Source organism: Streptomyces sp. NPDC051567 (assembly GCF_044454165.1).
Taxonomy (GTDB): Bacteria; Actinomycetota; Actinomycetes; order Streptomycetales; family Streptomycetaceae; genus Streptomyces.
In genome coordinates this window covers 28,357-54,513 of sequence record NZ_JBITDK010000024.1, presented here as the reverse complement: position 1 = coordinate 54,513, position 26,157 = coordinate 28,357, and the positions used below count along the sequence as shown (strand labels likewise).

General features: G+C 72.4%; 27 protein-coding genes. 13 read left to right on the top strand and 14 right to left on the bottom strand.

Annotated elements, in window-relative coordinates; all coding sequences use genetic code 11:
- Positions 1–103: 103 nt before the first annotated feature.
- Complete coding sequence (locus ACIA5F_RS23560) at positions 104–784, bottom strand: response regulator (RefSeq protein ID WP_399356052.1); 681 nt, start codon at positions 782–784, stop codon at positions 104–106.
- Entirely contained in the window at positions 781–2,019 is a 1,239-nt protein-coding gene (locus ACIA5F_RS23555; RefSeq protein ID WP_399356050.1) for a sensor histidine kinase, read from the bottom strand. The genes ACIA5F_RS23560 and ACIA5F_RS23555 overlap by 4 nt, the downstream gene beginning before the upstream one ends.
- 206 nt (positions 2,020–2,225) lie before the next feature.
- Between ACIA5F_RS23555 and phoU the strand changes: the two genes are divergently transcribed.
- Together phoU and ACIA5F_RS23545 are read left to right on the top strand one after the other, a co-directional pair.
- A complete protein-coding gene (gene phoU, locus ACIA5F_RS23550; protein WP_399356049.1) occupies positions 2,226–2,921 on the top strand; it encodes a phosphate signaling complex protein PhoU in 696 nt (231 codons plus the stop codon).
- A 134-nt stretch (positions 2,922–3,055) separates the two neighbouring features.
- Positions 3,056–3,202, top strand: a complete 147-nt coding sequence (locus tag ACIA5F_RS23545) for a hypothetical protein (protein ID WP_399356047.1) — start codon at positions 3,056–3,058, stop codon at positions 3,200–3,202.
- Positions 3,203–5,148: 1,946 nt separating this feature from the next.
- On the opposite strand, the gene ACIA5F_RS23540 is transcribed toward ACIA5F_RS23545, so the two are convergent.
- Positions 5,149–6,396, bottom strand: coding sequence for an XRE family transcriptional regulator (locus ACIA5F_RS23540; protein WP_399356045.1), 1,248 nt, complete (start codon positions 6,394–6,396; stop codon positions 5,149–5,151).
- 161 nt (positions 6,397–6,557) lie between these two features.
- Positions 6,558–6,890 carry a GntR family transcriptional regulator gene (locus ACIA5F_RS23535; protein ID WP_399356043.1) on the bottom strand — a complete coding sequence of 111 codons (333 nt, stop codon included), beginning with the start codon at positions 6,888–6,890 and terminating at the stop codon, positions 6,558–6,560.
- 218 nt (positions 6,891–7,108) lie between these two features.
- Between ACIA5F_RS23535 and ACIA5F_RS23530 the strand changes: the two genes are divergently transcribed.
- From ACIA5F_RS23530 to ACIA5F_RS23505, 6 genes are all read left to right on the top strand, one after another.
- Positions 7,109–7,474 (top strand): hypothetical protein, encoded by a 366-nt coding sequence (locus ACIA5F_RS23530; RefSeq protein WP_399356041.1) that lies wholly within the window; start codon positions 7,109–7,111, stop codon positions 7,472–7,474.
- A gap of 26 nt (positions 7,475–7,500) precedes the next feature.
- The gene (locus tag ACIA5F_RS23525) at positions 7,501–7,944 is read left to right on the top strand and encodes an XRE family transcriptional regulator (protein WP_399356039.1); all 444 of its coding nucleotides are present in this window, start codon (positions 7,501–7,503) and stop codon (positions 7,942–7,944) included.
- Complete coding sequence (locus ACIA5F_RS23520; RefSeq protein ID WP_399356037.1) at positions 7,941–8,597, top strand: HNH endonuclease; 657 nt, start codon at positions 7,941–7,943, stop codon at positions 8,595–8,597. The genes ACIA5F_RS23525 and ACIA5F_RS23520 overlap by 4 nt, the downstream gene beginning before the upstream one ends.
- Positions 8,594–10,246 carry an ATP-binding protein gene (locus tag ACIA5F_RS23515; protein WP_399356035.1) on the top strand — a complete coding sequence of 551 codons (1,653 nt, stop codon included), beginning with the start codon at positions 8,594–8,596 and terminating at the stop codon, positions 10,244–10,246. The genes ACIA5F_RS23520 and ACIA5F_RS23515 overlap by 4 nt, the downstream gene beginning before the upstream one ends.
- Positions 10,247–10,495: 249 nt before the next feature.
- The gene (locus tag ACIA5F_RS23510) at positions 10,496–10,732 is read left to right on the top strand and encodes a helix-turn-helix domain-containing protein (protein WP_399356034.1); all 237 of its coding nucleotides are present in this window, start codon (positions 10,496–10,498) and stop codon (positions 10,730–10,732) included.
- Between the two features lie 293 nt (positions 10,733–11,025).
- Positions 11,026–12,273, top strand: coding sequence for a tyrosine-type recombinase/integrase (locus ACIA5F_RS23505; RefSeq protein WP_399356032.1), 1,248 nt, complete (start codon positions 11,026–11,028; stop codon positions 12,271–12,273).
- A gap of 83 nt (positions 12,274–12,356) precedes the next feature.
- Here the strand turns inward: ACIA5F_RS23505 and ACIA5F_RS23500 are convergent, their stop codons facing one another.
- Positions 12,357–13,115 (bottom strand): phosphoglyceromutase, encoded by a 759-nt coding sequence (locus tag ACIA5F_RS23500; RefSeq protein ID WP_399356030.1) that lies wholly within the window; start codon positions 13,113–13,115, stop codon positions 12,357–12,359.
- A gap of 151 nt (positions 13,116–13,266) precedes the next feature.
- Here ACIA5F_RS23500 and ACIA5F_RS23495 point away from each other — a divergent pair, with 151 nt between their 5' ends.
- On the top strand, positions 13,267–14,589 hold the full coding sequence (locus ACIA5F_RS23495) for an MDR family MFS transporter (RefSeq protein ID WP_399356028.1): 1,323 nt from the start codon (positions 13,267–13,269) through the stop codon (positions 14,587–14,589).
- Positions 14,590–14,601: 12 nt separating this feature from the next.
- On the opposite strand, the gene ACIA5F_RS23490 is transcribed toward ACIA5F_RS23495, so the two are convergent.
- A complete protein-coding gene (locus ACIA5F_RS23490) occupies positions 14,602–15,168 on the bottom strand; it encodes a YbjN domain-containing protein (protein WP_399356026.1) in 567 nt (188 codons plus the stop codon).
- Positions 15,161–16,543, bottom strand: coding sequence for a D-inositol-3-phosphate glycosyltransferase (gene mshA / locus ACIA5F_RS23485; protein ID WP_399356024.1), 1,383 nt, complete (start codon positions 16,541–16,543; stop codon positions 15,161–15,163). Before mshA ends, ACIA5F_RS23490 begins: the two co-directional genes overlap by 8 nt.
- Before the next feature lie 188 nt (positions 16,544–16,731).
- On the opposite strand from mshA, the gene ACIA5F_RS23480 reads away from it, so the two are divergent.
- From ACIA5F_RS23480 to ACIA5F_RS23470, 3 genes are all read left to right on the top strand, one after another.
- Positions 16,732–17,649, top strand: coding sequence for a class I SAM-dependent methyltransferase (locus ACIA5F_RS23480; RefSeq protein ID WP_399356022.1), 918 nt, complete (start codon positions 16,732–16,734; stop codon positions 17,647–17,649).
- Positions 17,650–17,810: 161 nt separating this feature from the next.
- Positions 17,811–18,911: a C40 family peptidase gene (locus tag ACIA5F_RS23475; RefSeq protein ID WP_399356020.1), complete on the top strand. Its 1,101-nt coding sequence runs from the start codon at positions 17,811–17,813 to the stop codon at positions 18,909–18,911.
- A gap of 349 nt (positions 18,912–19,260) precedes the next feature.
- On the top strand, positions 19,261–20,607 hold the full coding sequence (locus ACIA5F_RS23470) for a PP2C family protein-serine/threonine phosphatase (RefSeq protein ID WP_399356018.1): 1,347 nt from the start codon (positions 19,261–19,263) through the stop codon (positions 20,605–20,607).
- Positions 20,608–20,670: 63 nt separating this feature from the next.
- On the opposite strand, the gene ACIA5F_RS23465 is transcribed toward ACIA5F_RS23470, so the two are convergent.
- The 6 genes from ACIA5F_RS23465 to ACIA5F_RS23440 form a co-directional block, all read right to left on the bottom strand.
- Positions 20,671–21,012, bottom strand: coding sequence for a DUF2516 family protein (locus ACIA5F_RS23465; RefSeq protein ID WP_399356016.1), 342 nt, complete (start codon positions 21,010–21,012; stop codon positions 20,671–20,673).
- A gap of 177 nt (positions 21,013–21,189) precedes the next feature.
- Positions 21,190–21,888 carry a hypothetical protein gene (locus ACIA5F_RS23460; RefSeq protein WP_399356014.1) on the bottom strand — a complete coding sequence of 233 codons (699 nt, stop codon included), beginning with the start codon at positions 21,886–21,888 and terminating at the stop codon, positions 21,190–21,192.
- A gap of 24 nt (positions 21,889–21,912) precedes the next feature.
- Positions 21,913–22,356, bottom strand: coding sequence for a helix-turn-helix domain-containing protein (locus ACIA5F_RS23455; RefSeq protein ID WP_399356011.1), 444 nt, complete (start codon positions 22,354–22,356; stop codon positions 21,913–21,915).
- A 22-nt stretch (positions 22,357–22,378) separates the two neighbouring features.
- On the bottom strand, positions 22,379–22,957 hold the full coding sequence (locus tag ACIA5F_RS23450; protein WP_399356009.1) for a GNAT family N-acetyltransferase: 579 nt from the start codon (positions 22,955–22,957) through the stop codon (positions 22,379–22,381).
- 97 nt (positions 22,958–23,054) lie between these two features.
- Positions 23,055–23,843, bottom strand: a complete 789-nt coding sequence (locus ACIA5F_RS23445; RefSeq protein ID WP_399356144.1) for a putative protein N(5)-glutamine methyltransferase — start codon at positions 23,841–23,843, stop codon at positions 23,055–23,057.
- Between the two features lie 82 nt (positions 23,844–23,925).
- Complete coding sequence (locus ACIA5F_RS23440; protein WP_399356007.1) at positions 23,926–24,561, bottom strand: AmfC protein; 636 nt, start codon at positions 24,559–24,561, stop codon at positions 23,926–23,928.
- Positions 24,562–24,723: 162 nt separating this feature from the next.
- Between ACIA5F_RS23440 and dtd the strand changes: the two genes are divergently transcribed.
- Positions 24,724–25,149, top strand: coding sequence for a D-aminoacyl-tRNA deacylase (gene dtd, locus ACIA5F_RS23435; RefSeq protein ID WP_399356005.1), 426 nt, complete (start codon positions 24,724–24,726; stop codon positions 25,147–25,149).
- Between the two features lie 32 nt (positions 25,150–25,181).
- On the opposite strand, the gene ACIA5F_RS23430 is transcribed toward dtd, so the two are convergent.
- On the bottom strand, positions 25,182–26,147 hold the full coding sequence (locus ACIA5F_RS23430) for a YgfZ/GcvT domain-containing protein (RefSeq protein ID WP_399356003.1): 966 nt from the start codon (positions 26,145–26,147) through the stop codon (positions 25,182–25,184).
- Positions 26,148–26,157: the final 10 nt, after the last annotated feature.

Sequence of the window (26,157 nt, the reverse complement as noted above, 5' to 3'; positions counted from 1 at the left end):
CGGACGTACGGGAAGGGCCCCGGCCGCATCACAGCGGCCGGGGCCCTTCCCGTACGTCCGTGGCGGCCCTCCACGGGCCCGCCGGGGGCCGGGCCGTACCGGCCTACGGCTCGAACTTGTAGCCGAGGCCGCGGACGGTGACCAGGTGGCGCGGGGCGCCCGGGTCCGGCTCGATCTTGGCGCGCAGTCGCTTGACGTGCACGTCGAGGGTCTTGGTGTCACCGACGTAGTCGGCCCCCCAGACCCGGTCGATCAGCTGCATCCGGGTGAGCACCCGGCCCGCGTTGCGCAGCAACATCTCCAGCAGGTCGAACTCCTTGAGCGGGAGGTCCACCTTGCCGCCGGAGACGGTGACGACGTGCCGGTCCACGTCCATCCGTACCGGACCGGCCTCCAGGGCCGCCGGGGTGACCTCCTCCGGCTCGCCGCGGCGGCGCAGGACCGCGCGGATGCGGGCGACCAGCTCCCGCGAGGAGAAGGGCTTGGTGACGTAGTCGTCGGCTCCTATTTCCAGCCCGACGACCTTGTCGATCTCGCTGTCCTTGGCGGTCACCATGATCACGGGGACGTTGGAGCGGCCCCGCAGCTGCCGGCAGACCTCGGTGCCGGGCAGGCCGGGGAGCATCAGGTCGAGCAGGACGAGGTCGGCGCCGTTGCGCTCGAACTCTTCGAGCCCCTCGGGGCCGGTCGCGGCGACGGCGACCTCGAAGCCCTCCTTGCGGAGCATGTAGGACAGGGCGTCGCTGAAGGATTCCTCATCCTCGACGACGAGCACTCGGGTCACGGAAGGACCTCCGGGGCAGGGATGGCTGGTTCGGTGTGGAGCAGGGGCCGTGCGGGTGCGTGGGCCGTCGCCGGGCCCGGAGCGGCGGCTTCGGGGAGCCGCAGCGTGAAGGTGGAGCCCTGGCCCTCCGAACTCCATACCGACACCTCCCCGCCGTGCGAGGCCGCCACGTGCTTGACGATCGCCAGGCCGAGGCCGGTTCCTCCCGTGGCACGGGAGCGGGCCGGGTCCACGCGGTAGAAACGTTCGAAGATGCGCTCGCGGTCCTTCTCCGGGATGCCGATGCCCTGGTCGGTCACGGCGATCTCGATCAAGTCTCCCCCAGGTGCCGCCACCCTGCGTCCGGCGATGCCGACGCGGGTGCGGGCGGGGCTGTAGTTGACGGCGTTCTCCACCAGATTCCCCAGGGCCGCCGCGAGCTGGCCCCGGTGACCCCATACCCGCAGGTCGGCGGTGCCTCCGGCGGCCATGACGATCTGCTTGGAGGAGGCGGTGTGACGGCAGCGGTCGATGGCCTCGGCCACCAGGGTGTCCACCCGTACGGGCTCCGCGTCCTCCAGCGGGTCGTCGTTCTGGACCCGGGAGAGGTCGATGAGCTCCTGGACGAGGTTGATCAGCCGGGTGGACTCGATCTGCATCCGGCCCGCGAAGCGGCTGACCGCCTCGGGGTCGTCCGCCGCGTCCATGACGGCCTCGGAGAGCAGGGAGATCGCGCCGACCGGCGTCTTCAGCTCGTGCGACACGTTGGCCACGAAGTCACGCCGCACGGCCTCTATCCGGCGGGCCTCCGTGAGGTCCTCGACCAGGAGCAGGACCAGGCGGGAGCCGAGCGGGGCGACGCGCGCCGAGACCGCGAGGGCCTCGCCGCGCCCGGTGCCCCGCCGGGGCAGATCCAGCTCGACCTGACGTATCTCCCCGTCCCGGCGGGTGTCGCGGGCCATGTGGAGCATGGGCTCCACCGCGAGCTTGCCGCCGCGGACCAGACCGAGGGCGTACGCCGCCGAGCTGGCCTTGACGACCACGTCGCCCTCGTCCAGGACGACGGCGGAGGAGCGGAGCACGGAAAGGACGGTGTCCACGCCGGGCGGGAGCACCGCGTTGATGTCGGGGCGCATGGAGCTCCGGGTGGGGCGGGCCTGGTCGCGCTCGCTCCAGCGGAACGCCAGCATCGCGATCACACCGGTACAGAGACCGGCGATCGCGGCAGCTGCGGCGACCGCCGCGTTCACATCCATGCATCCAGGTTAAGCAGGCACGACGACACTTCCACAGCCGTACGGGTGGTGGCTCGAACACTCGTCGCCCAGAGTTCACCCTGACGACGGGGTCGATTCACTTGGCGGGCCGGAGTCGGACGCGTTGGCGGCCCACGGTGTGAGCGTGGGGCACGTGAGCGCCCCCGGCCCCTTCCGGGCAGGCCGTAGGCGAGAGAGGGACACCCATGCGGGACGCGTACCACGAGGAACTGGACTCGATCGGAGAGGGCCTGGTCGAGATGGCCCGGCTGGTCGGTTCCGCGATCGGGCGGGCCACGACGTCCATGCTCGACGCCGATCTGAAGCTCGCCGAGAGCGTCATCGCCGCCGACCAGAAGGTCGACGACCTCCAGCACGACCTGGAGGCCCGCGCCATCGCCCTGCTGGCCCGCCAGCAGCCCGTCGCCACCGACCTGCGCATCGTGGTGACCTCACTGCGGATGAGCGCCGACCTGGAGCGCAGCGGGGACCTGGCGCAGCACGTGGCGAAGCTGGCCCGGCTGCGTTTCCCGGACACGGCGGTCCCGCGCGACCTGCACGCCACGATGCTGGAGATGGGGCAGCTGGCGCAGCGGCTGATGGCGAAGGCGGCCGAGGTCATCATCACCAAGGACGTCGACCTGGCGCTCCAGCTGGAGCAGGACGACGACGAGATGGACCAGCTGCACCGCACGCTGTTCCAGCACCTGATGGACGACCGCTGGAAGCACGGCATCGAGACGGCGGTGGACGTGACGCTGCTGGGCCGCTACTACGAGCGCTTCGCGGACCACGCGGTGTCGGTGGCCAAGCGCGTCGTCTACCTGGTGACGGGCGAACACGCCGACGAGCTCCAGCCCCCGGCCGCCGCCCCGGCGCCGGCCGCGTCCGAGGGCGCCTGACCGCACGCGCGGCCGGGGGCGGGCCGTGGGCGGTGGACGGCGAGCCTCGGTGCGCCGTTGACGCGCCGGTACCGCTGGGCATGAATGGGGCGAAGGCAGTACGGGGCCCCGTACTGCGCCCGCGAGGAGGAAGCATGTCCGATTCCCCCGTTCCCATCACCCCGGAGCAGGAACAGCCGTCCAGGCCGGAGCCCCTGCGCCTCCCGCTGCTCGCGGCCTGCGGCTGCGGCTCGGGCTGCGGCTGCGGCTGCCAGTCCGGCGCCCCCTGCCAGTGCGGCTGACCCCGGCCACGAAGCCCGAAGGGCCCCGTCCACACCCTCCGGACGGGGCCCTTCGCACGCGTGCGCACCGTGCGTGAGCGTGCGTGACGTGCGTGCGTACTACTTCTTGCCCTGGTTCTTGCCGACGCTCTCAGCGGCCTCGGCACTTCCTTCGTCACCTGCGGCTGAGCCTCGCCGGAGTGGTCGCCATTGGCCGTCATCGGTCACCCTCGGCGGGCCTTTGACGGCCCACAGACGGCCCGGCCCGGAGGTCTGAGGGTAAGGGCGACAAGACAAGGGCGGGAAGGAGCGCCCTTCGGGCGCCGACCTCCAGGCGCCCACGCTGAGAGCCGCTTCTGAGGGACAGCGACAACCGCCGGCCGGACCATCACGGCCGGTCGGGATCGTCCCGCCTCGCCATCGCCTGACGCCTGACACCCCCTGACACCGTCAGGCCCCCTGACACCCAAACCCTTAGGCAGACCCGCTGTCAGAAACCCGTGACGCCGCTGCCTGACACCGCCTGACACCCGTTCCAGGTGTCAGGCTCATCAGCCCTGACATCCCTCTGGCCTCTGTTCTGTGCGACGCGATCCTTTACCTTCGGGCGGCCCGGGGACCCGGTCGACCTCCGGTCGGAACGCAATATGCCCCGGTTTGACACCCGGTCGAGAAAGGCCCCAGGGTGGTCGGCCGACCACCCTGACCCTCCATTCGACCACCCACCAGACCGGGGCAAACTGGACAGCGACCGGGGTGGACACCCCCCAGACAGGTGCCCGGAATGCCCCGGACAGTCCCCCGGACGGGGGGTGGACACGTCTGGGTCACGTCCACCCCCCGTCCACCCTCCCGTCCACCGCCTGCACCTGCTCCCCTTGGAAGGCCCCTCCTCGTCGCGGGACGTCCAGGACGGCTCTTCAAGGGAGGGGCGGGGGCCCCGTCTCCCTGAAGAGCCGCCGTGCGCCACAGGAGAGGGGCCTTCCAAGGGGCAGGTCCGTACGCGGAAGGCGGTCGGGCCACCCTCCCTCCGTACGCATCGGAGGAGGCTTTTAGCCGGGGCAGGGGCCCGCCCCTATGCCGTCCTAGAGAGTTGAGAGAAGACAGTGTCCGCAGCGTCCGCACGGCCGTCTCCGCCCCTTCTGACCTGCGGGAACAGTGCGGACGCTGAACAGAACGGCTAGCGTCCGCCAGTGTCCACAGCGTCCGCAGCCACCGCCCCCTGCTAAGAGAATCACCGCAGGTGAGAGCGCTGCCGAGGGCGAAGGCCATGCGGACGCTACGATCCGCCGGGAACTCCGGACCCGGGACATCCCGGACCGCTGGCACAGGCAAGAGGAGCACGCCGCGCAGGGTGCTCCTCTTGCCTGTCCGGCGACCCGGCAGCTCCGGAACCGGGTCCGTCCCTGGCCGACGCCCCGTGACGACCTGCGTCACGCCCCCTGTGACGCCGGGGGTCGCACCACCCGCGATCCCCGGTTCCACCAGTACGGGACGGCCCAGGCGTCACGCCCCCGTGACACGGAGACACGCAGGTCAGCACCACGGGGTGGGATTTCCGTCACGCGCCACAAGGGCCGTGACGTGACGGCGTCACGGCCGTGACGCACCACCTGCGGACACCACCCTGGCCCGACCACGTGACGCAGCCACAGGACGCGGAAACCAGGGGCTCGGCCCGCGAACCTCCGCACGGGTCAGCGTGAGGGAAGAGACCACCCCCGCCCCGGGGGAGGGTGGTCTCTTCCCCACCACGCCGCAGGGCCCTTTACCCGTAAGGGATGCGACCCCTTTAGGGCACGGCCAAGGACGGCCGTCCGGCGCTGGACTACGGGACGATTCCCGGGCGGTAGCGAGCACGAGCGAAGCGAGCTGCCAAGGATCGACGGCCGAAGGCCGGTCCTTCTCATGCACGAACCCCCGGAATCCAACTGGACTCCGGGGGTTCGGCGGTCCGCCATCGCTGGCTAGCCAGGCAGGAAGCCAGGCTTCTCCTGGCCAAGGGCCCGCAGGCTGGCGAGGTAATCCAGGGCGGCGGGTTCGGCGCTGTACCGGTTCTTCATCTCGGCCGCCAGCTCACGGCTGGTCATGATGAGAGACGGCACCGACTGACGGTCTCCCTGGAGCGCACGCTCGCCCATGATGAGGGCCTGTTCGAGGTCACCCGCCCGGGCGGCCGTCACCCCGAGCGTGACGCGCGCTTCCGCGTTCCGCATCGGCGCCCGCTCCGTCCCGTCGAAGTCCGTTCCGGCCCGCAAGACCTCTTCGGCGAGGGTGCTCGCAAGCTTGTCCTCGCCCACCAGGCGGTAACAGTCCATCGCGTAGAAGTCGAACTTGGCCGGGTCCACGACGAAGTGGTTGTCGAGGTTCTGCGGGTGCGGCATTCCTTCAAGCAAGCGCCGGCCACGGTCGAGCGCCACCTCCACCTGCCTCCGGTCCCCGAGCCGAGCCCACGCCTTTGCCTCCTGCGCGGCGAGCTGGACGGCGACGCCGTGGTGCTCCGCGACTTCCGTCCCGGCCTGGGCCGCCGTAATGACGCTGCGGTAGTCGCCTGTCGTCAGGGCGAACCAGGCGCGCATCTCGTGCGCCCAACCCGCGATCTCCCCGTGCTCCGACTCGGTCGCGAGGGAAAGTGCTGCCCGCCGGGTGGACTCAGCGGCATGCCGGTCACCAGAGTCGTACTCGACACAGCCAACCAGCAAGGCGAGCCAGCCGGAGAGGGCGAGAACCTCACGGTGCTGTGCGAGCGTGAGGCTCTTGGAGTGCAGCTCGACCACCCGACGGAGCCACTGGCGCCCCTCGATCAGGAGTTGCTCACTGGGCATGAAGGGGTACTCCGAGCACAGCCGATCGGTGGTGATGCGCAGTGCGTCCAACGTCGCGTTGTCGACGTCCGACCGGTTGAGACGGCTCACGATCTCCAGCGTTTCCATGCCGCTCGCCTCCAGGATCTCCCGGCCCCCGTCCCGTCGGCCGGGCACGGGGAAGAGTGCGTTCGTCACGGTGCCGAACACCGCCGCGATGATCGGGCGGTAGAAGTCGCTCGGGCTGGCACCGGACTCCCAGCGCTTCCACTGACGGATCAGGCTGTCATCGGATGGCAGCTCAGTCGGTGCGTGGGCTCGGAGCGCCCGTACCGCCTCACGCTGAGACCAGTCGCGTGCCGCTCTCTCAGCCGCGATCCTCCGTGCCCATGCAGGTCGGTCGTCGCCCATATGCCCTCTCTTCCGAGTGCTTACCGCGAGTCTCGCCGAAGGGCCGGGGGGACACACAAGAGGACACCCAGGGGACTTCGGGGATGTCCCCAGCTCTCGACCAGCGCCACCAGGGGTGTCACTTACCGATCACCTCCCTGCGCCTCCAAGGTGTTCACAGATCACCCACCACTTACGCCGCAGCGCGATTCCAGCTCTGCGACACGTTCTGTCAACGCCTGAATCTGGGAGCGGATTTCCTTGATCTCGTCCTGCTTATCGCCCTGCTCCTCGCCACCGGCGGCGAAGTTCCCCAGGTTGCCCGCAGACACGATCACCCCTTCGGCCCGCAGGACGGCCAGACCGTTCTGGATGGTCTGGCCCGCGTACCCGAACCGCTCGACCAGCTCTCGCTGCGTGGGAAGCCGCTCGCCCGGCTTCATCGCCTTCACTTCGGCGCGCAGGACGTCGGCCACCTGCGCCGCCTTCGACTTGGGTCCTCCTGTGATTGCCATGCCCTGAGCCTACCCACCAGAGCGAACTAGTGCACGCCACTCCATGTCTTGACTACTAGCGTGGACTAGTGCACGCTAGTTCATAGCTGAGGCACCGAGAAGGTGACCAAAAGCCAAAAAGCCCTGGTCATAGCCAGGGCTTCAACAGGGAGCGGCCACCTACCGCCAAGCAGTCAGCCGCTCCCCGACCCTCTAGGGGTACATCCATGATGCACGGAATGATCCCGGTGCAGCGTGTTTCCGGGGCACTGGTTCCCTCCCGTACCGACTTGTTCGGGGACCCGTACCCCGACGAGGACGTGCGGGTTCCGATCCAGCTCACGGTGTGCGTGTCCTTCGCTGAGATCCTGGGCCTGTTGGCCTACTCGGGTGGCCTGGCCATCACGTACGGCGACCTGGAGAACGACGACTTCCTGCGGGAGACGCTGCGGTTCGCGCTGGTCATGTCCGACCAGCGCGCCATCGAGTACGGCGCCGCACGGGCCATGGCCGTCCTGGACGGCGCCAGCGGGACGCCCGCCGAGTTCGAGTTCGCCGTCTGCCTGGGCGCGGCTGTGACGCGGGTCTTCGGGGTGAGGGCATGACCGCGTTGATGCCTGAGCGCCGGTGGATGAGCCCTGAGCCCGTCCGTAGTGTGGCGGTGTCGTTCGAGGGGGAGGCACCGGCTCAGCCCCTGCCCCTGCGGGCGCCGGACACCCCCCTGGGCAGGGCGAGGCTGGCGCGTGGCTGGTCGCGGGAGCGGACTGTGCGGGCCCTGCTGGCCCTGGCGGAGCGCTGGGGGTGGCAGGTGGCCGCCGAAAGCTCTCTGAAAGTCCAGCTTCACCGCTGGGAACACCAGCAGGGACTGCCGGGTGAGACGTACCGCGTTCTGCTGTGCGCCCTGTTCCAGGCGCCCCCGGCGGAGCTGGGCTTCACACAGGCCCCTGCCCCTGCTCCTGGGGCAACGGCGCCCAAGGACAGCTCTGCGGAGCTGAGTGCGCGCGTGGATCATCTGGAGTCGCTGCTGGGGCGTCTGACCGATGCCCTTACCCGGTCCCTGGGGGTCGGCGCGTGAGCTACCAGCACCTGAACTCCCGGCGGCGGCGGGCCCGCAAGTACCAGCTCGCCGTCCGTGACGGGGCCTACTGCGCTTACTGCGGGTGCCCGTTCACCAGCCTGAGGCACGCCACCCTCGACCACGTGGCGCCGGTCTCGGTGTTCCGGACGTGGTCTGCCGATCACCTCGTACTGGCCTGCGGGGCCTGCAACCACGCCAAGGCCGACCGGTTCCCCCTTCTGCTGGCCCTCCTGCTGATCGGGGCGATGGTCGGGGCGGAAGTCCAGGACGTTCAGCAGACGTCCGCCCTTGATCGATCGACCACCCCGGCTGTGGGAGATCGGCCGATCGAGCCGGGTGGACGCACGGCGGATCGGGCCGATGTTCACCCGTTCACCGACGCGTTCACGGTGTTCACCGGCGGGTGCCCGCCGGTCGACGTGCGGCTGCTGGCCCGGCTGGCACACGCCCGCCGGTCGGCCGACCGCACGGCCTGCGAGTCGGGGGGACAGTTGGGTGTTCACCAGCGCGTTCACCGCGTTCACGAGCACACCCGCGCGGCTGTTCATCGCAGCTCAAGCGGTGGACGGGAAGTCGATCGACCCGCCCGCACAGGGCTGGGCGCCGACCTGCACGGGTCCGTCCGTACGGCCCCGGGGGAGGCGGCGTGAACACTGCCGTGAACGCCGTGAACAGCCACGTCCGTACGCCCGGTCCGCAGGCACCCGTACTTGCCCGCACTCCTGATCCGCGCACCCCGTCCGGGCCCCGGAAGACGGTCCGGTCGGCTCCAGCTGAATCGGCCGGCGGGGAGGGGAAGAAGCCCTCGGCCGCCGCCCGGCTCGTCGCGCTGGCACGGGAGAGGTACGAGTTCGTCACCTCGACGGACGGCCGCCCGTACGCGGTCGCCCTGGACGGGCCGAACATCGCGCTCCCCCTGCGGGGCCGGGCCGGACTGCGCCAGCGGCTGGCCCGGCAGTACGCGGAGACCTTCGAAGGGGATGTGGCCTCGCAGTCCGCGCTGGCCGATGCCATGACCGTGCTGGAAGGGATCGCCGAGAGCGACGACCCCGTCCTTGTAGACCTGCGGGTCGGGGGCGGCCCCAAAGGCATCGTGGTGGACCTGGGCACCGCCGACGGCCGGGCCGTGACGGTCTCGCCCGGCGGCTGGCACATCGTGGCCCGCTCCCCGGTCCTGTTCCGCCGGTCCGGGGCGATGTCGCCCATGCCCGCACCCGTCCTGGACGGTGACGGACTCGCCAAGCTGCACGCCCTGCTGAACATGGACGAGCCGACCTTCCACCAACTCGTCGGGTGGCTGGTCGCGGCCTGGATTCCGCACATCCCGCACCCGATCCTGACCTTCAAGGGTGAGCAGGGAACGGGGAAGTCCGCCGCCGCGCAGATGATGGTGAACCTGGTCGACCCCTCCCCCGCGGCAAGGCGCTCACAGCCCCGGGACATCAAGGCGTGGTCGGCCCAAGCCTTCAACTCGTGGGCCCTGTGCCTGGACAACATCAGCACGATCCCACCGTGGCTGTCCGACACCCTGTGCAAGGCCGTGACCGGGGACGGGATCGTGGACCGCGCCCTGTACACCGACGACGACGTGGTGGTGCTCTCCTTCCGCCGGGTCCTCGCGATGACCACCATCGACGCCGGGGCCCTGGCCGGGGACCTCGCCGAACGCCTCCTCATGCTCGATCTGCAGCTCATCGAGGAGGACCGACGCCGCACGGAGGAGGAACTCGACGCCGCGTTCGAGGCGGTAAGGCCGTCCGTCCTGGGCGCCCTGTTCGACCTCCTCGCCGCCGTCCTCGCCGTCCTGCCCGGCATCCGGCTGGATTCCATGCCGCGCATGGCGGACTTCGCCCGGGTCCTGGCCGCCGTGGACCAGGTCCAGGAGTGGCGCACCCTGGACTCCTACCTGGCCACCTCCGCCAACGTCGCAGGCGATGCACTCGAAGGAGACCCCTTCGGAACCGCCGTCGCCACCCTGGTCGAGGAGACCGGGACCTGGCGCGGGACCGCCGCACAGCTCCTGGAACAGCTCCCCGTCCCCGGAGGCTTCCGGCCCCAGGGCTGGCCCAAGGACGCCACCCGCGCCAGCGGACGCATCAAACGGCTCGCACCCCTGCTCCGGTCGATCGGGGTGACCGTGGACGACACCCAGCGCAGTCAGGACAGGCACCGCAGCCGCCTCCTCGTCCTCTCCCGCACCGACACCACACCGCCCGCAGCGTCCGCACCTCCACAGGACCCCTTGTGGCCCGACGTGGCCCCGATCGCGCAGGGCCGCACCACCGCTGACCAGGACTGACATCGCCGGACACCCTCCGGGCCGGGCCGCAGACCAGCGGCCCGGACACGTCAGCCCTGCGGACGCTAACCCCTCCCAGCGTCCGCAGCGTCCAACCCAGCGTCCGCACCCTTCACCGCCACTGACCTGCCCATTTTCCTGGGTGCGGACGCTGGGGCGCTGCGGACGCTGCGATACGGCAACTCTCTAGGACCGCGACGGCACGACCCTCCCGACCCTGCTCCACGGACACGAGGAGTCACCCAAGCCATGCCCCGCAGCACGCCGAGCGGCGACCCGCGCGACATCCTCCGCGCCGGACTCCCCGACCGCTACCTCACGCCCGAAGACCTCGCCGCCATGTTCGTGGTCCCCCTCGAAACCGTCTACGGCTGGCGCAAGAAACGGACCGGCCCGCCCGGATTCCGCGTCGGCCGCCACATCCGCTACGACCCCGCCGCCGTCCGCACCTGGACCGAGCAGCAGACCGACCGCGACGCCGCCTGACACCCCTGACAGGTATCTGACGCGTCAGACACCCCCAGCACCGGAACAGCCCCAAACCCAGGTCATACGCGTGCGCGAGGGGTGTCAGACGCGTCAGACACCCCGTCTGACACCCGGACCTGACACCCCTGACACCCGCCCCGCGACCGGCGGTCGGCCCAGGGAAGCGCCCCGGGAACCGCCAGGGAGGCAGGGAGGTACCCCGCCAACCACCCCCAGAAGCCCCCTGGAACACTGCCCGGCCGACCCCGCCCGGCCTCCCTGCCCCACCCAACCGAGAGGACTCGGCCCACATGGCTGGCCACATCCAGGACCGCTGGTACAAGACCCAGCCCGACGCCGACGGCAAGCCCGTCCGCACCAAGACCAGCCGCCACGGCACCGGCCTGCGCTACCGCGCCCGCTACATCGGCCCCGACGGCACCGAGAAGAGCAAGTCCTTCCGCGACCGCGAAAAGCGTCTCGCCGAGAACTGGCTCACGAACATCGAGACAGACATGTCACGCGGCGCCTACATCGACCCGCAGGCCAGCCGAACCACGTTCCAGCAGTACGCCGAGAAGTGGCTCAGCCACCACGGCGCGGACCCCAACACCGGCTTCTCCATGGAATCGCAGCTCCGGCTGCACGCGTTCCCGTACATCGGCGCGCGGCCCCTCGGCTCCTTTCAGCCCGCGCACATCCGCGACTGGCTGAAGCAGCTGGACACGGCCGGGGTTCGCGGTTCGTACGCCCGCGTCATCTACTCCAACGTGCGCAGCGTGCTGAGCGCGGCCATGGACGACACGCTCCTTGCCCGGAACCCCTGCGCGGCCCGGTCGGTCCGTCCGCCGACCGTGGACATCAAGCGGGTGGAGCCGTGGCCGGCGGAACGCGTCTTCGCCGTCCAGGCCGAGTTGCCCGAGCGCTACCGCGCGATGGTCGACCTGGGCGCCGGGTGCGGGATGCGACAGGGCGAGATCCTGGGGATCGACGTGGACGGAATCGACTTCACGGCCGAGACGGTCCACATCGTCCAACAGCTCAAGCTGAGCCGGAGCAAGGCCGTGTTCGCACCGCCGAAGGGCGGGAAGCTGAGGGACGTGCCGTTGCCGGGCCCCGTGGCCAACGCGTTGCGCGCCCACATCAAGCTGTTCCCGCCTGTGACCATCGCCCTCCCTTGGAAGACGGCCACCGGGCCGCTGGTGACGCGACGGATCATCTTTACCGGGCCCCAGGGTGGGCACGTCTGGCGCAGCTCGTTCAACCCGGACTCCTGGAAGCCCGCGCTCGCAGCCGCAGGCATCATCCCTGAGCCCGAGGAAGGCGAGCACTACGCCGCCGCCCGTGAACACGGGATGCACGCGCTCCGGCACTTCTACGCGTCGGTGCTCCTGGACGCCGGAGAGAACGTCAAGGCCCTCGCCGAGTACCTCGGGCACTCCGACCCCGGTCTCACCCTGCGGGTGTACGCCCACCTGATGCCCACCAGCCAGGAGCGCACCCGGAAGGCCGTGGCATCGGTTTATCCGGGCCCAAAAGAGCCCCCCGCCACGGCCTGACGGCCCACAGACGGCCCCAGGACGACGGACAGCCCCTCACCAGCGGAGAAACCGCAGGTGAGGGGCTGTTCCGTACGTGAGTACTACTTCTTGCCCTGGTTCTTGACCGCCTCGATGGCCGCCGCGGCGGCGTCCGGGTCGAGGTAGGTGCCGCCCGGGTTGAGGGGCTTGAAGTCGGCGTCGAGCTCGTAGGAGAGCGGGATGCCGGTCGGGATGTTCAGGCCGGCGATGGCCTCGTCGGAGACGCCGTCCAGGTGCTTGACCAGGGCGCGCAGGGAGTTGCCGTGCGCGGCGACCAGGACGGTGCGGCCGTCCAGCAGGTCCGGGACGATGCTGTCGTACCAGTACGGCAGCATGCGGACGACGACGTCCTTGAGGCACTCGGTGCGCGGGCGCAGCTCCGGCGGGATCGACGCGTAGCGCGGGTCGCCGGACTGGGAGAACTCCGTGCCGTCCTGGAGCGGCGGCGGCGGGGTGTCGTACGAGCGGCGCCACAGCATGAACTGCTCCTCGCCGAACTCGGCGAGGGTCTGGGCCTTGTCCTTGCCCTGGAGGGCGCCGTAGTGGCGCTCGTTCAGGCGCCAGGAGCGGTGGACCGGAATCCAGTGACGGTCGGCGGCCTCAAGAGCCAGCTGCGCGGTGCGGATCGCGCGCTTCTGGAGCGAGGTGTGCACGACGTCGGGAAGCAGGCCGGCGGACGCGAGCAGCTCGCCGCCGCGGACGGCCTCCTTCTCCCCCTTCTCGTTGAGGTTGACGTCCACCCAGCCGGTGAACAGGTTCTTCGCGTTCCACTCGCTCTCGCCGTGGCGGAGGAGGATCAGCTTGTACGGTGCGTCGGCCATGCGTACGAGCCTAATGGACGCGCGGGCCCCCTCGCGCGCGGTGCGCGGGCCCGCCGATTGACGCCGGGCGTCAATCGGGTGGCGGCGGACAGCCCTCACTCGTAATGTGCGGAAAGCCAAGGCAGTGCTTACATTTCCGGGGGGATTCCTTATGTCCGTTGCCAGTCTGAGACGGGCCGCCCGGGAGAGCGTCGGCGGCCTGCCGCGCGCGTTCTGGTGGCTGTGGGCGAGCACGCTCGTCAACCGGCTCGGGGCCTTCGTCGCCACCTTCATGACCTTGTACCTGACCCTGGACCGGGGCTACTCGGCCTCCTTCGCGGGTCTGGTGGCGGCTCTGTACGGGCTCGGCGGTGTGATCTCCTCACTGGGCGCGGGCGTGATGACGGACCGGCTGGGACGGCGGCCCACCCTGCTGGTGGCCCAGGCGTCGACCGCCTTCTCGGTGGCCCTGCTCGGCTTCATGGAGCACCCGGCGGCGATCGCGGCCGTGGCGCTGCTGGTGGGCATGGCGTCGAGCGCCTCGCGCCCGGCGGTCGCGGCGATGCTGGCGGACATCGTCCGTCCGGAGGACCGGGTACGGGCCTTCGCGCTCAACTACTGGGCCATCAACCTCGGCTTCGCGGTCAGCTCGATGGCGGCGGGGCTGATCGCGGAGTACAGCTACCTGGCCGGTTTCCTGGGCGAGGCGGTGCTGACGCTGGCCTGCGCGGTGCTGGTCTTCATCAAGCTGCCGGAGTCACGGCCGGTGCGGAGCGCGGCGGAGAAGGCCGTGGACGAGTCCGGGACCGGGGCCGGTCTCGGGACGGTGCTGCGGGACCGCCGGTTCATGAGCGTGGTCGGGCTGTCGTTCCTGATCGCGCTGATCTTCACGCAGGGGTCGGTGGGCCTGCCGGTCGCGATGGGTTCCGCCGGGTTCTCGCCCGGGGAGTACGGCATGGTCATCGCCGTGAACGGGCTGCTGATCGTGGTCCTGCAGATCCCCGTCACCCGGTTCGTCGAGCACCGGGACCCGCGGCGGCTGCTGGTGATCTCCTCGCTGCTGGCGGGGTACGGGTTCGCGCTGACGGCCTTCGCCGGGCCGCTGTGGGCGTACGCGCTGACCGTGTGCGTGTGGTCGCTGGCCGAGATCGTGCACTCCCCGATCCAGATGGGCCTGGTCGTCCGGCTCTCCCCGGTCCACGGGCGCGGGCGCTACCAGGGCATGTACACGATGTCCTGGGCGGTGGCCTCGCTGGTGGCGCCCCTGATGGCGGGCATCGTGATCGACCGGCACGGGGCGGTGTGGCTGTGGGGGACCACCGGCGTCCTGGGCACGGTGGCCGCGCTGGGCTACTGGCTGCTGATGCGCGGGCCCCGCCTGGACGAGCCGACGCCGCCGGTGATCACGCAGGGGCCCGTGCCGGGAGCCGGGGCCCCCGGGGACGACGGCCCGCAGGAAGCCCGCGCGGCGGACGCCCGCGCGGTCGCCCCGTAGCGCCGGACGGGATCAGACCGCGGGCGGCGCGGGCGGGGACGGCTCCGCCGGGGCCTCAGCCGGGGCCTGCGCCGGGCCGGCCGACGCAGGTGACGGTGACGGCCGGGTCAGGTGCGTGAACGCGTCCAGGTTGCGGGTCGACTCGCCGCGGGAGACGCGCCACGCGTACTCGCGGCGGATCGCGCTCGCGAAGCCCAGCTCCAGCAGGGTGTCGAAGGCGCCGTCCGCCGCCTCCAGGACCGTGCCCAGCAGCCGGTCCAGCTCCTCCGGCGTGACGACCGCCAGGGGGAGCCGGGCCGTCAGGTAGACGTCGCCGAGGCGGTCCACGGCGTAGCTCAGCCCGTAGAGCCTGAGGTTGCGTTCCAGCAGCCAGCGGTGGACGCCGGCCTCGTTCTCGTCGGGATGGCGGATGACGAAGGCGTTGACCGACAGAGAATGGCGGCCGGCCCGCAGCGAGCAGGTGGTGCTCAGCTTGCGGGTGCCGGGGAGCTGGACGACGTACGAGCCCGGCTCCGGGCTCTCCCAGACCAGGTCGGCGCCGCCCAGCGTGGACTCGATGATCGCGGCGGTGTCAGCCATGGTGGGAGCGTACGCGACGGCGGTGATCATGCATGGCGGCGGTGTAGACGTCCGCCGTGCCGCTCGCGGCCGTGTCCCAGCCGAAGCGCTGCGCGTGGCGCGCGGCCCGGTCGCCCATCCGCTCCACGAGCCCGGGCTCGTCCACGAAGCGCCGCAGCAGCCGGGCGTAGTCCACCGGGTCGTGGCCGGGGACGAGGAGGCCCGTGACCCCGTCGTCGACGGCGACCGGCAGCCCGCCGACGGCGGCGGCGAGGACCGGCGTGCCGGTGGCCTGGGCCTCTATCGCGACGAGCCCGAAGGACTCGCTGTACGAGGGCATGACCAGCACGGACGCCGCCCGGAACCAGTCGGCGAGCCGGTCCTGGCCGACCGGCGGGTGGAAGTGGACGAGGTCGGCGATACCCAGCGCGGCGGCGAGTTTCTGGAGCCCCTCGGGCTTGGCGAGACCGCTGCCGCTGGGGCCGCCGACGACGGGGACGAAGAGCCGGCGGCGCAGCGCGGGGTCCTGGCCGACCAGCTCGGCGACCGCGCGCAGCAGGATGTCGGGGGCCTTGAGCGGCTGGATGCGCCCGGCGAAGAGCGGTATGACGGCGTCCTGCGGCAGCCCGAGGCGGGCGCGGGCGGCGGCCCGGCCGTCGCCGACGGTGAAGCGGTCGAGGTTCACGCCGGGGTGGACGACGGCCACCTTGCCGGGGGCGGCGTCGTAGTGGCGGACGAGTTCGCCCGCCTCCTCGGCGGTGTTGGCGATGAGCCGGTCGGCGGCGGTGACGATCTGGGTCTCGCCGATGACGCGGGCGGCGGGCTCGGGGGTGTCGTCCCGGGCCAGCGCCGCGTTCTTGACCTTGGCCATGGTGTGCATGGCGTGCACGAGCGGGACGCCCCAGCGCTCGGCGGCGAGCCAGCCGACGTGGCCGGAGAGCCAGTAGTGGGAGTGGACCAGGTCGTAGTAGCCGGGCCGGTGACCGGCCCACGCCTGCATCACGCCGTGGGTGAAGGCGCACAGCTGGGCCGGCAGCTCCTCCTTGGCGAGCCCCTCGTACGGGCCCGCGTCCACGTGCCGGACGAGGACCCCGGGGGCCAGTTCGACCACGGGCGCCAGCCCGCCGGCCGTGGCCCGGGTGAAGATCTCGACCTCGATGTTGATGGCGGCGAGGCGGCGGGCCAGCTCCACGATGTAGACGTTCATCCCGCCCGCGTCGCCGGTGCCGGGCTGGTGCAGCGGTGAGGTGTGCACGCTGAGCATCGCGACGCGGCGGGGCTTGCGGTGACCGCCGACGGCCGGCAGGCGCAGTCGTGGCGTGTCGTGGCGGGGGCCGCGGGCGGCGGCGAACCTGCCGCCGATGCTGCCGCCGATGCGGGACACGTACTGACTCAAGGGAGCGGTTCCTCTCGGCGCGGACGGTCGGACGGCACGGGCTCGGACGGCATGGCTGCGGGGACGCGGTCGGCGTCCTGCACGCAGTGCAACCCGGACGGCCGCGTCCCGCATTCCGGCGGGCAGGTTTTTCCTCCTCGGTTTGCCGGATTTTTATCCTGCGCGCGCACCCGGCTTACGCTCGGTCCATGGTCACCGCCCCCCGCACCCCTCCCCCGGGCCGTCCCGGCCGCACCGGCCGGCCGGTGGGCACGGTGACGCGCGGGACGACGAACCCGAACCGGCTGCGCCGGATGGACCGCTGGATCGCGGCCACCCACGGGGCCGCGCTGCGGCGCGCGCAGGCGCCGGTCGCGGTGGACCTCGGCTACGGGGCCGCCCCCTGGACGGCGGTCGAGCTGCTGGCCCGGCTGCGGGAGGCGGCTCCCCGGGTGCGGGTGGTCGGCATCGAGATCGAGCCCGCGCGGGTGGCGGCGGCGAAGCCGTACGAGCGGGAGGGGCTGAGCTTCCGGCACGGCGGCTTCGAGGTGCCGCTGGACGGGCTGGACCCGCTGGACGGCCCGGACGCGGGGGACGCGGCGCGCGGACCGGGCGCCCCGGGCGGGGGCAGCGGCGGGGCCGGTGGCGGGCCGGTGCGCCCGGCGCTGATCCGCGCGGCGAACGTGCTGCGCCAGTACGACGAGGAGCAGGTAGCCGAGGTCTGGCAGCGGCTCCGCGCCCGGCTGGCCCCGGACGGGCTGCTGGTGGAGGGGACCTGCGACGAGATCGGGCGGCGGCACGTCTGGGTCGCGCTGGGCCCCGAGGGGCCGCGCACGGTGACGTTCGCGACCCGGCTGGGCTCCCTGGAGCGCCCCTCGGACCTGGCGGAGCGGCTGCCGAAGGCCCTGATCCACCGGAACGTCCCGGGCGAGCCGGTCCACGCCTTCCTGCGCGACTTCGACCGGGCGTGGGCGGCGGCGGCCCCGTACGCCTCGTACGGGGCGCGGCAGCGCTGGATCAGGACGGCGCGGGCGCTGGCGGGCGACTGGCCGCTCGCGGACGGACCCCGGCGGTGGCGGCAGGGCGAGCTGACCGTCCGGTGGGAGGCCCTGCGCCCGGCGGGGTGAACGCGGCGCGCCGGGAACCGGCGCCCGCGCGGCCGGGCCGGAGGATGTCCACAAGGGTGTTGGATTCCACCGGCTCGTGGCAACATCCCCGGGACAGTGAAAAGTTACTGACGAATAGTCAGATCTGATGCGGGGTCTGACTCGGGGTGCCTGGGGGGACCATGGGGACCGGACAGCGACCGAGGAACGCGCGCGCACTCGTCCTGCTGTGCGCGCTGGCGCTCCTGACGGGCCCCGGCCTCGCGGCGGGCACGGCGTACGCGGCGCCCGCACCACCCCCGCCGGCCGCGTCCCCCTCCCCGCCTCCGGCCGCGCCCGCGCCGGGGGCCGGGGCCCTGGAGCAGGTCCACCGGGAGATCGAGGAGCTCTACCGCCAGGCGGGCAGCGCCACGGACGCCTACCACCTCGCCGAGGGCCGGGCCAAGGCCCAGTCCGACAGGATCGCCGAGCTCGCCCGGCTCGTCGTGGCGGGCCAGGAGCGGATCGCCGTCCTGAGGGACCGCGCGGGCGCCGCCGCCCGCGCCCAGTACCGCGCGGGCGGGCTGCCGCCGGGCGCGCGGCTGGCGCTGAGCGACAGCCCGGACCAGTTCCTCGACGGCGCGGACCGGCTCCGCCGGGGCGAACGGGCCACCTCGAACCTGCTCGGCGAACTGGACCGGACCCAGGCCGAGCTGGAGCGGTACGCGCGGGACGCGAGCGCCCACTGGCAGTCGCTGGAGGCCGACCGGATCACGCGGGAGGAAGCGAAGAAGCGGATCGAGGAGAAGATCAAGGCCGCCGAGGAACTGGAGAACAAGCTGGCGGCCGAGGAGAAGGCCCGGCTGATCCAGCTGGAGCGGGAGGCGCAGCACCGGGCGCAGACGGCCTGGCTGGCGGCGGGCGCGCTGAAGGACGTCACCGGCGGGCCGACGGAGGCCGGGACGCGGGCCGTCCGGTTCGCCACCGCCCAGCTGGGCAAGCCGTACCTGTGGGGCGCCGAGGGCCCGGGCTCGTACGACTGCTCCGGCCTGACCTCCCAGGCATGGCTGGCGGCGGGCCGGACCATCCCGCGCACCTCGCAGGAACAGCTGCGGCTGCTGCCGAAGGTGGCGCTGAAGGACATGCGGCCGGGTGATCTGATCATCTACTTCGACGACGCGAGCCATGTCGCGATGTACGTCGGCGACGGCGCGATGGTCCACGCCCCGAGGCCGGGCCGCAACGTGACGACGGCGGGCGCGGGCTCGATGCCGATCAAGGCGATCGTCCGTCCGGACGCCTAGACCGCCCGGACGTCTGCACCGTCCGGATGTCTGGACCACCCGGACGCCCGGACCGCTCCCACGCGCACCCGGCCGGCCGCCGGTGTCCGCCCGGCCCACCGCCCCCGACCTGCGGGTCCCCGGACGGCGGTGGCCCGGGCGAGGCAACCCCGGGGGCCGTGGCGACGTCTTGTCACAAGGGACGGGTTCCGGCTCCCGCCGGGCCGCCGGCCGTCCGACGGGCGGATTTCCCGGGACTCCGGCATATGACACGGTCCCTGGCCCGGAACACCATTCCGCTCACGGGGCGGGCCCGCTAGGTTCTGTCGCACGAGCGCACCCTCGGGGAGAGGGAAGGAAACCGGAGACGATGCCCGCACCCGTACCGCGGCAGAGGGAGACCCCGGCCGCGGAGAGCGGTCAGGCCGTTCTGCCCACCGCCGCCACGCACACCGCCGCCGCCCACCTCACGGCCGCCGCGCCGCCCGCGCCGCCCGCGCCGCTGAACCTGCTCGTCATCGAGGACGACCCCGAGGGCGGGCTCACCGTCCCCGAGATCCTCGACGCCGACGGCCACCGCGTCCGGCTCCGCACCGCCCGCAACCTCACCGAGGCCGCGCGGCTGCTCACGCCCGACGTGCACTGCATCCTGCTGGACCTGACGCTCCCGGGCACGGGTCCCCGTACCGCGGCCGACGCGCCCGCCACCGCGACCGTGACGGCCGCGACCGCCACCGGGTCCGACCCGCTGGCGGCCCTGCGGCAGGTGCTCCGGATCGCCCCCGGCCACGCCGTCCTCGTCCTCACCTCCGCGGCCGACGCCGAACGCGCCGCCGAGGCCGTCCGCGTCGGCGCCCAGGACTTCCTCTTCCGGGACGAGCTCGACGGGCGGCTGCTCAACCGGGCCATCCGCTACGCGGTGGAGAGAAAGCGGGCGGACATCGCCCAGCACAAGCTCGCGGAATCGAAACTGCGGGCCCAGGAGAACGCCCGGCTGGAACGCGGTCTGCTCCCCGTCCCGCTGCTGGCGGGCTCCGACCTCCGCTTCGCCGCCCGCTACCGTCCCGGCCGCAGCCGGGCCCTGCTCGGCGGCGACTTCTACGACACCGTCCGCACCCCCGACGGCACCGTTCACGCCATGATCGGCGACGTCTGCGGCCACGGCCCCGACGAAGCGGCCCTCGGCGTCGAACTCCGCATCGCCTGGCGCGCCCTGACCCTGGCCGGCCTCTCCGGTGACGACCTGCTGGCCACCCTCCAGCAGGTCCTGGAGGTGGAACGCCCCTGCGAGGAGATCTTCGCGACGCTGTGCACGGTGGACATCGCCCCGGACGGCCGCCGCGCGGGCCTCTGCCTGGCCGGTCATCCGGCCCCGCTCGTCTCCCGGCCGGGCCACCCCGCGCGGCTGCTGCCCTACGAGGACAACGGCCCGGCGCTCGGACTGCTGCCGGGGGCCCGCTGGCCCCGCCGCCAGATCGAACTGGGCGGCACCTGGAGCCTGGTGCTCTACACCGACGGCCTGATCGAGGGCCGGACCGGCCCCGGCCGGGAGCGGCTCGGCCAGGAGGGCCTGACCGAGATGATCAATCGCCATCTGGCGCTGGGCCTGAGCGGCGAGGCCCTGCTGGAGGCGTCCGTCACCGAGGCCCGCCGCCTCAACGGCGGCGAACTCACCGATGACGTGGCCCTGCTCTGGCTCTCCCGCACCGAGGGCTGACCCGGCCGGGACCGGCCGCGCCGGGGCACGGCGTACGGCCGACGGCCGCGCTCCGCGCCGGGTCTACCGCCCGCCGTTGTACGGCCCGTACGGACCGTCGCTGCTGCTGCCCTTGGACCGGCCGCCACCGCCGCCCGAGACCTGCTTGAGGGCCGGGCGGACGTCGACGAGGAACACGATGGTGGCCACCAGACCGATGATCTGGAGGAACAGCATCGGCAGGAAGGAGTCCACGAGAACGGTGACCCCGAGGATGACCAGCCAGAAGGTCTTGGTCTGCTTGTCGGCCGCCGGGTACGCGTCCACCCGCGCCACCAGCGCGAGGACGAAGGCCACGACCGCGAGCGCGAGCATGGCGAACCCCAGCAACGGGATCACCCCTTGGTTGAACCCTTCCATCAACATCGCTTCGCCCGCCTTCTCACACTTCTCGTACTTGGCGCACTTCGCACATGTCGCACACGTCGCACGCTTACGGCCCTGCTGCCGGCTGACTCCACGCTACTCGCAGAGCCGCCCTCCACGACGACGACAACGGCCGGACACCCGACAGGTGCCCGGCCCGCCGCCCCGCACCGCGGTTCAGCTCGCGTCGGCCGGGGCCTCGGCGGCCTTCTTGGCCGGGCTCCGGCGCGCCGTGGTCTTCCGGGCGGCAGGCGCCTCCCCGTCCCCGGCGGCCCCGGCGGCCGGCTCGACCACCGGCTCGGATTCCGCCGCGGCCTCGGCCGCAGGCTCGGCGGCGACGGGCTCGGCCTCCGGCTCGACGGCCACCGGCTCGGCCGCGACCGGCTCCGCCTCGGGCTTCTTCGGCTCGACGGCCACCGCGATGTCCACGGACTCCTCGGAGCCCTCGCCGCGCCAGGCCCGTACGGCCTGCTCGCCGTGTTCGGCGACCTTCTCGTAGGTCTCCTTGGCGCGGACGGCGTACTCCGCGGCCACCCCGACACCGCGCAGCGCCAGGTCCTGGGCGGTCTCCCCGAGCTTCTTCGCGTCGATCGTGTCGATCGCGCCGAGCACCTCGGCGACCTTGGCGGTGACCGCCTCCTGCGCCTCCTTGGCCTTCTCCTGCACGACCTTCGGGTCGGTCTTCCTGACGGCCTCGATACGCGCGGGGGCCTCGGCGCGCAGCTGCTCGATACGGGCGGGGGCCTCGGCGCGCAGCTGCTCGATGAGCCCCGGCACCTTCTTGGCCTGTCGCACGGCCAGGTCGGCGGTGCCCGCGGCGAAGTAGAGCGGGGTCGGGTCGGTGAGGGTCTTCTTCAGGTCATCGGCGATGGCCATGTGCGGGTCCTCCCGGATCACAGTTCAGTTCGTTGAGGGCATCTCGTCGGCGCCGGGCTTCCCGCCCGCGCGGTGCGTCCCGTCGGCGCGGTGCGTCCCGTCGGCGCGGTGCGTCCCGTCGGCGGGCACGTTCTCCTTGCGGAAGGACTCGTAGACCTGGAGCAGTACCTGCTTCTGCCCCTCGGTGAGGGACGGGTCGGCGAGGATCGCGGCTCGCGTCTCCACCTCGTCCCGGTCCCGCTCGTCCAGGATTCCGGCCTGCACGTACAGCGTCTCCGCGGAGATCCGCAGCGCCTTGGCCAGTTGCTGGAGGATGTCCGCGCTCGGCTTGCGCAGCCCGCGCTCGATCTGGCTCAGGTAGGGATTCGACACCCCCGCCGCCTCGGCCAGCTGCCGCAGCGAGAGCTGGGCCTGCCGACGCTGCTCACGGAGGTATGCGCCGAGGTTTCCGACGTTGAGCGATGCCATGCCCCGATCCTGCCCCACCCTGCTAACTATTGCAAGCATTTGCTTGCAGGATCTCCCACCCGGGCCGGGTGAGCGCGTACTCGACCTCACCGTGCTCGGAGCCGGGGATCGTCTCGGGCCAGTCGCCGGTGAAGTTCCGGACGAAGGACAGGCCCGACTTCTCCATCACCCGCCGCGATCCGGTGTTGACCGCCATGGTGTTCGCGGTCACCCGCTCCAGCCCGGGAGCGGTGAAGCCCCGGCGGATCAGGGCCCGGGAGCCCTCGGTGGCGAGGCCGCGGCCCCACGTGGCCCTGGTGAGCCGGTAGCCGAGTTCGACGACGGCCGGGCCGTGGTCGTCCAGCGGGCGGAACTCGAACCAGCCCAGGAAGGCCCCGGTCCCCCGCTCCTGCGCGGCCCAGTACCCGCGGGTCCCGGTGCACGGGTGGTCGTGCAGGAGCCGGGGCAGGGTCCGCGACCGGATCTCCCCGGGGCTCGTGGGCCGGCCGCCGTTGATGAAGCGCATGACCTCGGGGTCGCCGTCGAGCGCGAGCAGGTGGCCGGCGTCGGCGGCGGTGAACGGCCGCAGCACGAGCTGGCCGGTCTCCAGAAAGATGTCCATGCCGGCCATCCTCGGCGCCGCCGCCCGCCCGGCGCCATCGCATTCCCGCGGCGCCCGGCCCCACCCGTCGGCCGGTGTCGGCCGGTGTCAGTCGGTGTCAGTGCCCGTCGGCGGGGTCCGCCGACGCGATCACCACCGTCGCGCCCAGTGCGCGCGAGGTCACCTTACGGACCGCGAGACCGGCCGACGACAGGGCCGCGGAGGTCGCCGGGGCCTGCCGGGCGCTCGTCTCGATCAGCAGGCGGGCGCCGGGGGCCAGCCAGGGCCGGGCGCCCGCCGCGATCCTGCGGTGGACGTCCAGGCCGTCCGCGCCGCCGTCCAGCGAGACCCGGGGTTCGTGGTCCCGGGCCTCCGGGGGCAGCAGCCCGATCTCGTCCGTCGGGACGTACGGGGCGTTGACCACCAGGAGGTCCACCCGCCCCCGCAGGGACGCGGGCAGCGGCTCGTACAGGTCGCCCTCCCACACCGAGCCCCCGTACGCGGCCACGTTGCGCCGCGCGTACGCCAGTGCCACCGGGTCGATGTCCGCCACGTGCAGCTCCGGCCCGCCCGGCACCCGGGCCGCCACCGCCGCGCCCAGCGCGCCCACGCCGCAGCACAGGTCCAGGACCACCGCGCCGGGCCGGGCCGGCGCCACCGCGCGCCGGACCAGGAACTCGGTGCGGCGGCGCGGTACGAAGGTGCCCGCGCCCACCGCCATCCGCAGCCCGCAGAACTCCGCCCAGCCCACCACGTGCTCCAGCGGCTCACCGGCCGCCCGGCGGGCCACCAGGTCCGTCAGGTGCCCGTCGCCGGTGGCCGTCCCGGCCAGCAGCTCCGCCTCCTCCTCCGCGAAGACGCAGCCGGCCGCGCGCAGCGTTTCGACTATCGAAGCCAAGTAGCCCAGTCCTCAGGTCGCGGTCTCGGGTAGCGGTCTCACGTCACACAGGCCGGGCGTCACGGGTGGGACGTCACGGGCCGGGCTCCGGTCAGACCAGCAGGTCGTCCACCTGGGCCTCGCCCTCCCGGTACCGCCGGGTGATCTCCGCGCTGCAGTCGTCCGCCGTGCGCTGGAGCTGCGAACGCCGCGACGAGACCTGCTGTTCGTACCCGACCAGCCGGCCCATCCCCTCGTGGAGTTCGCCGTCGGTGCGGGCGGCGAGGTCCGAGAGCTCCACGTCGGCCAGCATCTCCGCCGCCAGCAGCCGGAACTCCTCGCTGTGCGGGGTGCCGAGCGTGACGTGCCGGGCGGAGGCGCTGCGGCGGGAGGGGGCGTCGGCGAGGATCTCCGAGAGCCGGTCCACCACGGGCGCCTCGGGATCGGTGCGCCGGGCCAGCTCGGCCCGCAGGATGTCGATCCGGCCCTGGAGCAGGCGTCGGACGTAGCTCAGGTCGGCCTCGTCGCGCTGCGCGTCCCGGCGCAGCGCCCGCAGTTCGGGCAGGCCCAGCGCGGTGGTCGCCGCCGAGGGCGCCTGGGGCGCCTGGGGGTCGCCGGTGCGCTGTGCGGGCGGCCGTCCCGGGGAGACGGGTACGGACGCGGACGCGGATGGGGGCGCGGGCGATACGGGCGATACGGATGGCGCGGGTGACGCGGGTACAGGTACGGAGGTACCAGAAGTATTCATACGAACGTGTCCGTCCCCTCGACCGGTGCATGGGGTCTCCCCGGGCCCGGAGGGCCGAGGGGAAGCACCGCCTGCGTGCATCGTGCCACTCTCCGTGGTGCGGGTGCAGTCCCACTCCACCCGATCGGCCCCGGACGGGTGCACGCCTGATACACAGGGGTCATGCGAGCAGTGGTGCAGAGGGTGGACGGCGCGAGCGTCGTCGTGGCCGGTGAGACGGTGGGCGAGATCGTCGGCGAGGGGCTGTGCGTGCTGGTGGGGGTGACCCACGACGACACCCCGGAGAAGGCGGCGCAACTGGCCCGCAAACTGTGGTCCGTCCGCATCCTGGAGGACGAGAAGTCCTGTAGCGACACCGGGGCGCCGCTGCTGGTGATCTCCCAGTTCACGCTCTACGGCGACGCCCGCAAGGGCCGCCGCCCCACCTGGAACGCCGCCGCGCCCGGTGAGGTCGCCGAGCCGCTGGTGGACGAGGTCGTGGCGCGGCTGCGGGCCCTGGGCGCGACGGTGGAGACGGGCCGGTTCGGCGCGGACATGCGCGTCTCGCTCACCAACCACGGCCCGTTCACCCTCGTCGTCGACGTCTGAGCCCCGGGGCCGCGCGCCGCCGGCCCCACGGCCTACGGCGCGACGACGACCTCCTGTGCGGCGGCCGTCGTCCCGGCCAGCAGCGGTGCGTCGACCGGGACGTTCCGCTTGACCAGCGCGAGCGCGATCGGGCCCAGCTCGTGGTGGCGGACCGCGGTGGTCACGAAGCCCAGCTGACGGCCCTCGGCCCCGTCCGCGGCCAGCCGTACGGGGGCGCCGTGCGGCGGGAGCAGCACCTCGGAGCCGTCCAGGTGCAGGAAGACCAGGCGGCGCGGCGGCTTCCCCAGGTTGTGGACGCGGGCCACCGTCTCCTGGCCCCGGTAGCAGCCCTTCTGGAGGTGGACGGCGGTGCCGATCCAGCCCAGCTCGTGCGGGATGGTGCGGTGGTCGGTCTCCAGGCCCAGGCGCGGCCGGTGCGCCTCGACGCGCAGGGCCTCGTAGGCGAGGAGCCCGGCCGCCGGGCCGTGCTCGGAGGCGAACTCCTCCAGCTCGGCGCGGGGCAGGAAGACGTCACGGCCGTACGCGGTCTCCCGTACGGCGAGCCCCTCACCGGTCCCCGCGATCGAACCGGCCGGGAGGTGGACGACCGCGAACTCGCCGGTGCGGTCGGCGACTTCGACGCGGTAGAAGAACTTCATGGACTCCAGGTAGGCGATCAGCGCCTCCTGGGTGCCGGGCTCCACGTGCGCCCAGGTGGTCTCGCCGTCGTCCACGAGGTAGAGCGCGTGTTCGATGTGGCCGTTGGCGGAGAGGATCAGTGCCTCGGTGGCCTGACCTGCGGGCAGCTCGGTGACGTGCTGGGTGATCAGCAGGTGGAGCCAGCTCAGCCGCTCCGGTCCGGTGACGGTGACGACTCCGCGGTGGGAGAGGTCGACGAAGCCGCGGCCGTCCGCGAGGGTCCGCTGTTCGCCGTACAGCTCTCCGTAGTGGGCGGCGACGCCCGCGTCGGAACCTTCGGCCTGCACGGCGCCGGGGAGATGGAGCAAGGGGCTGGTCATGAAAACAAGC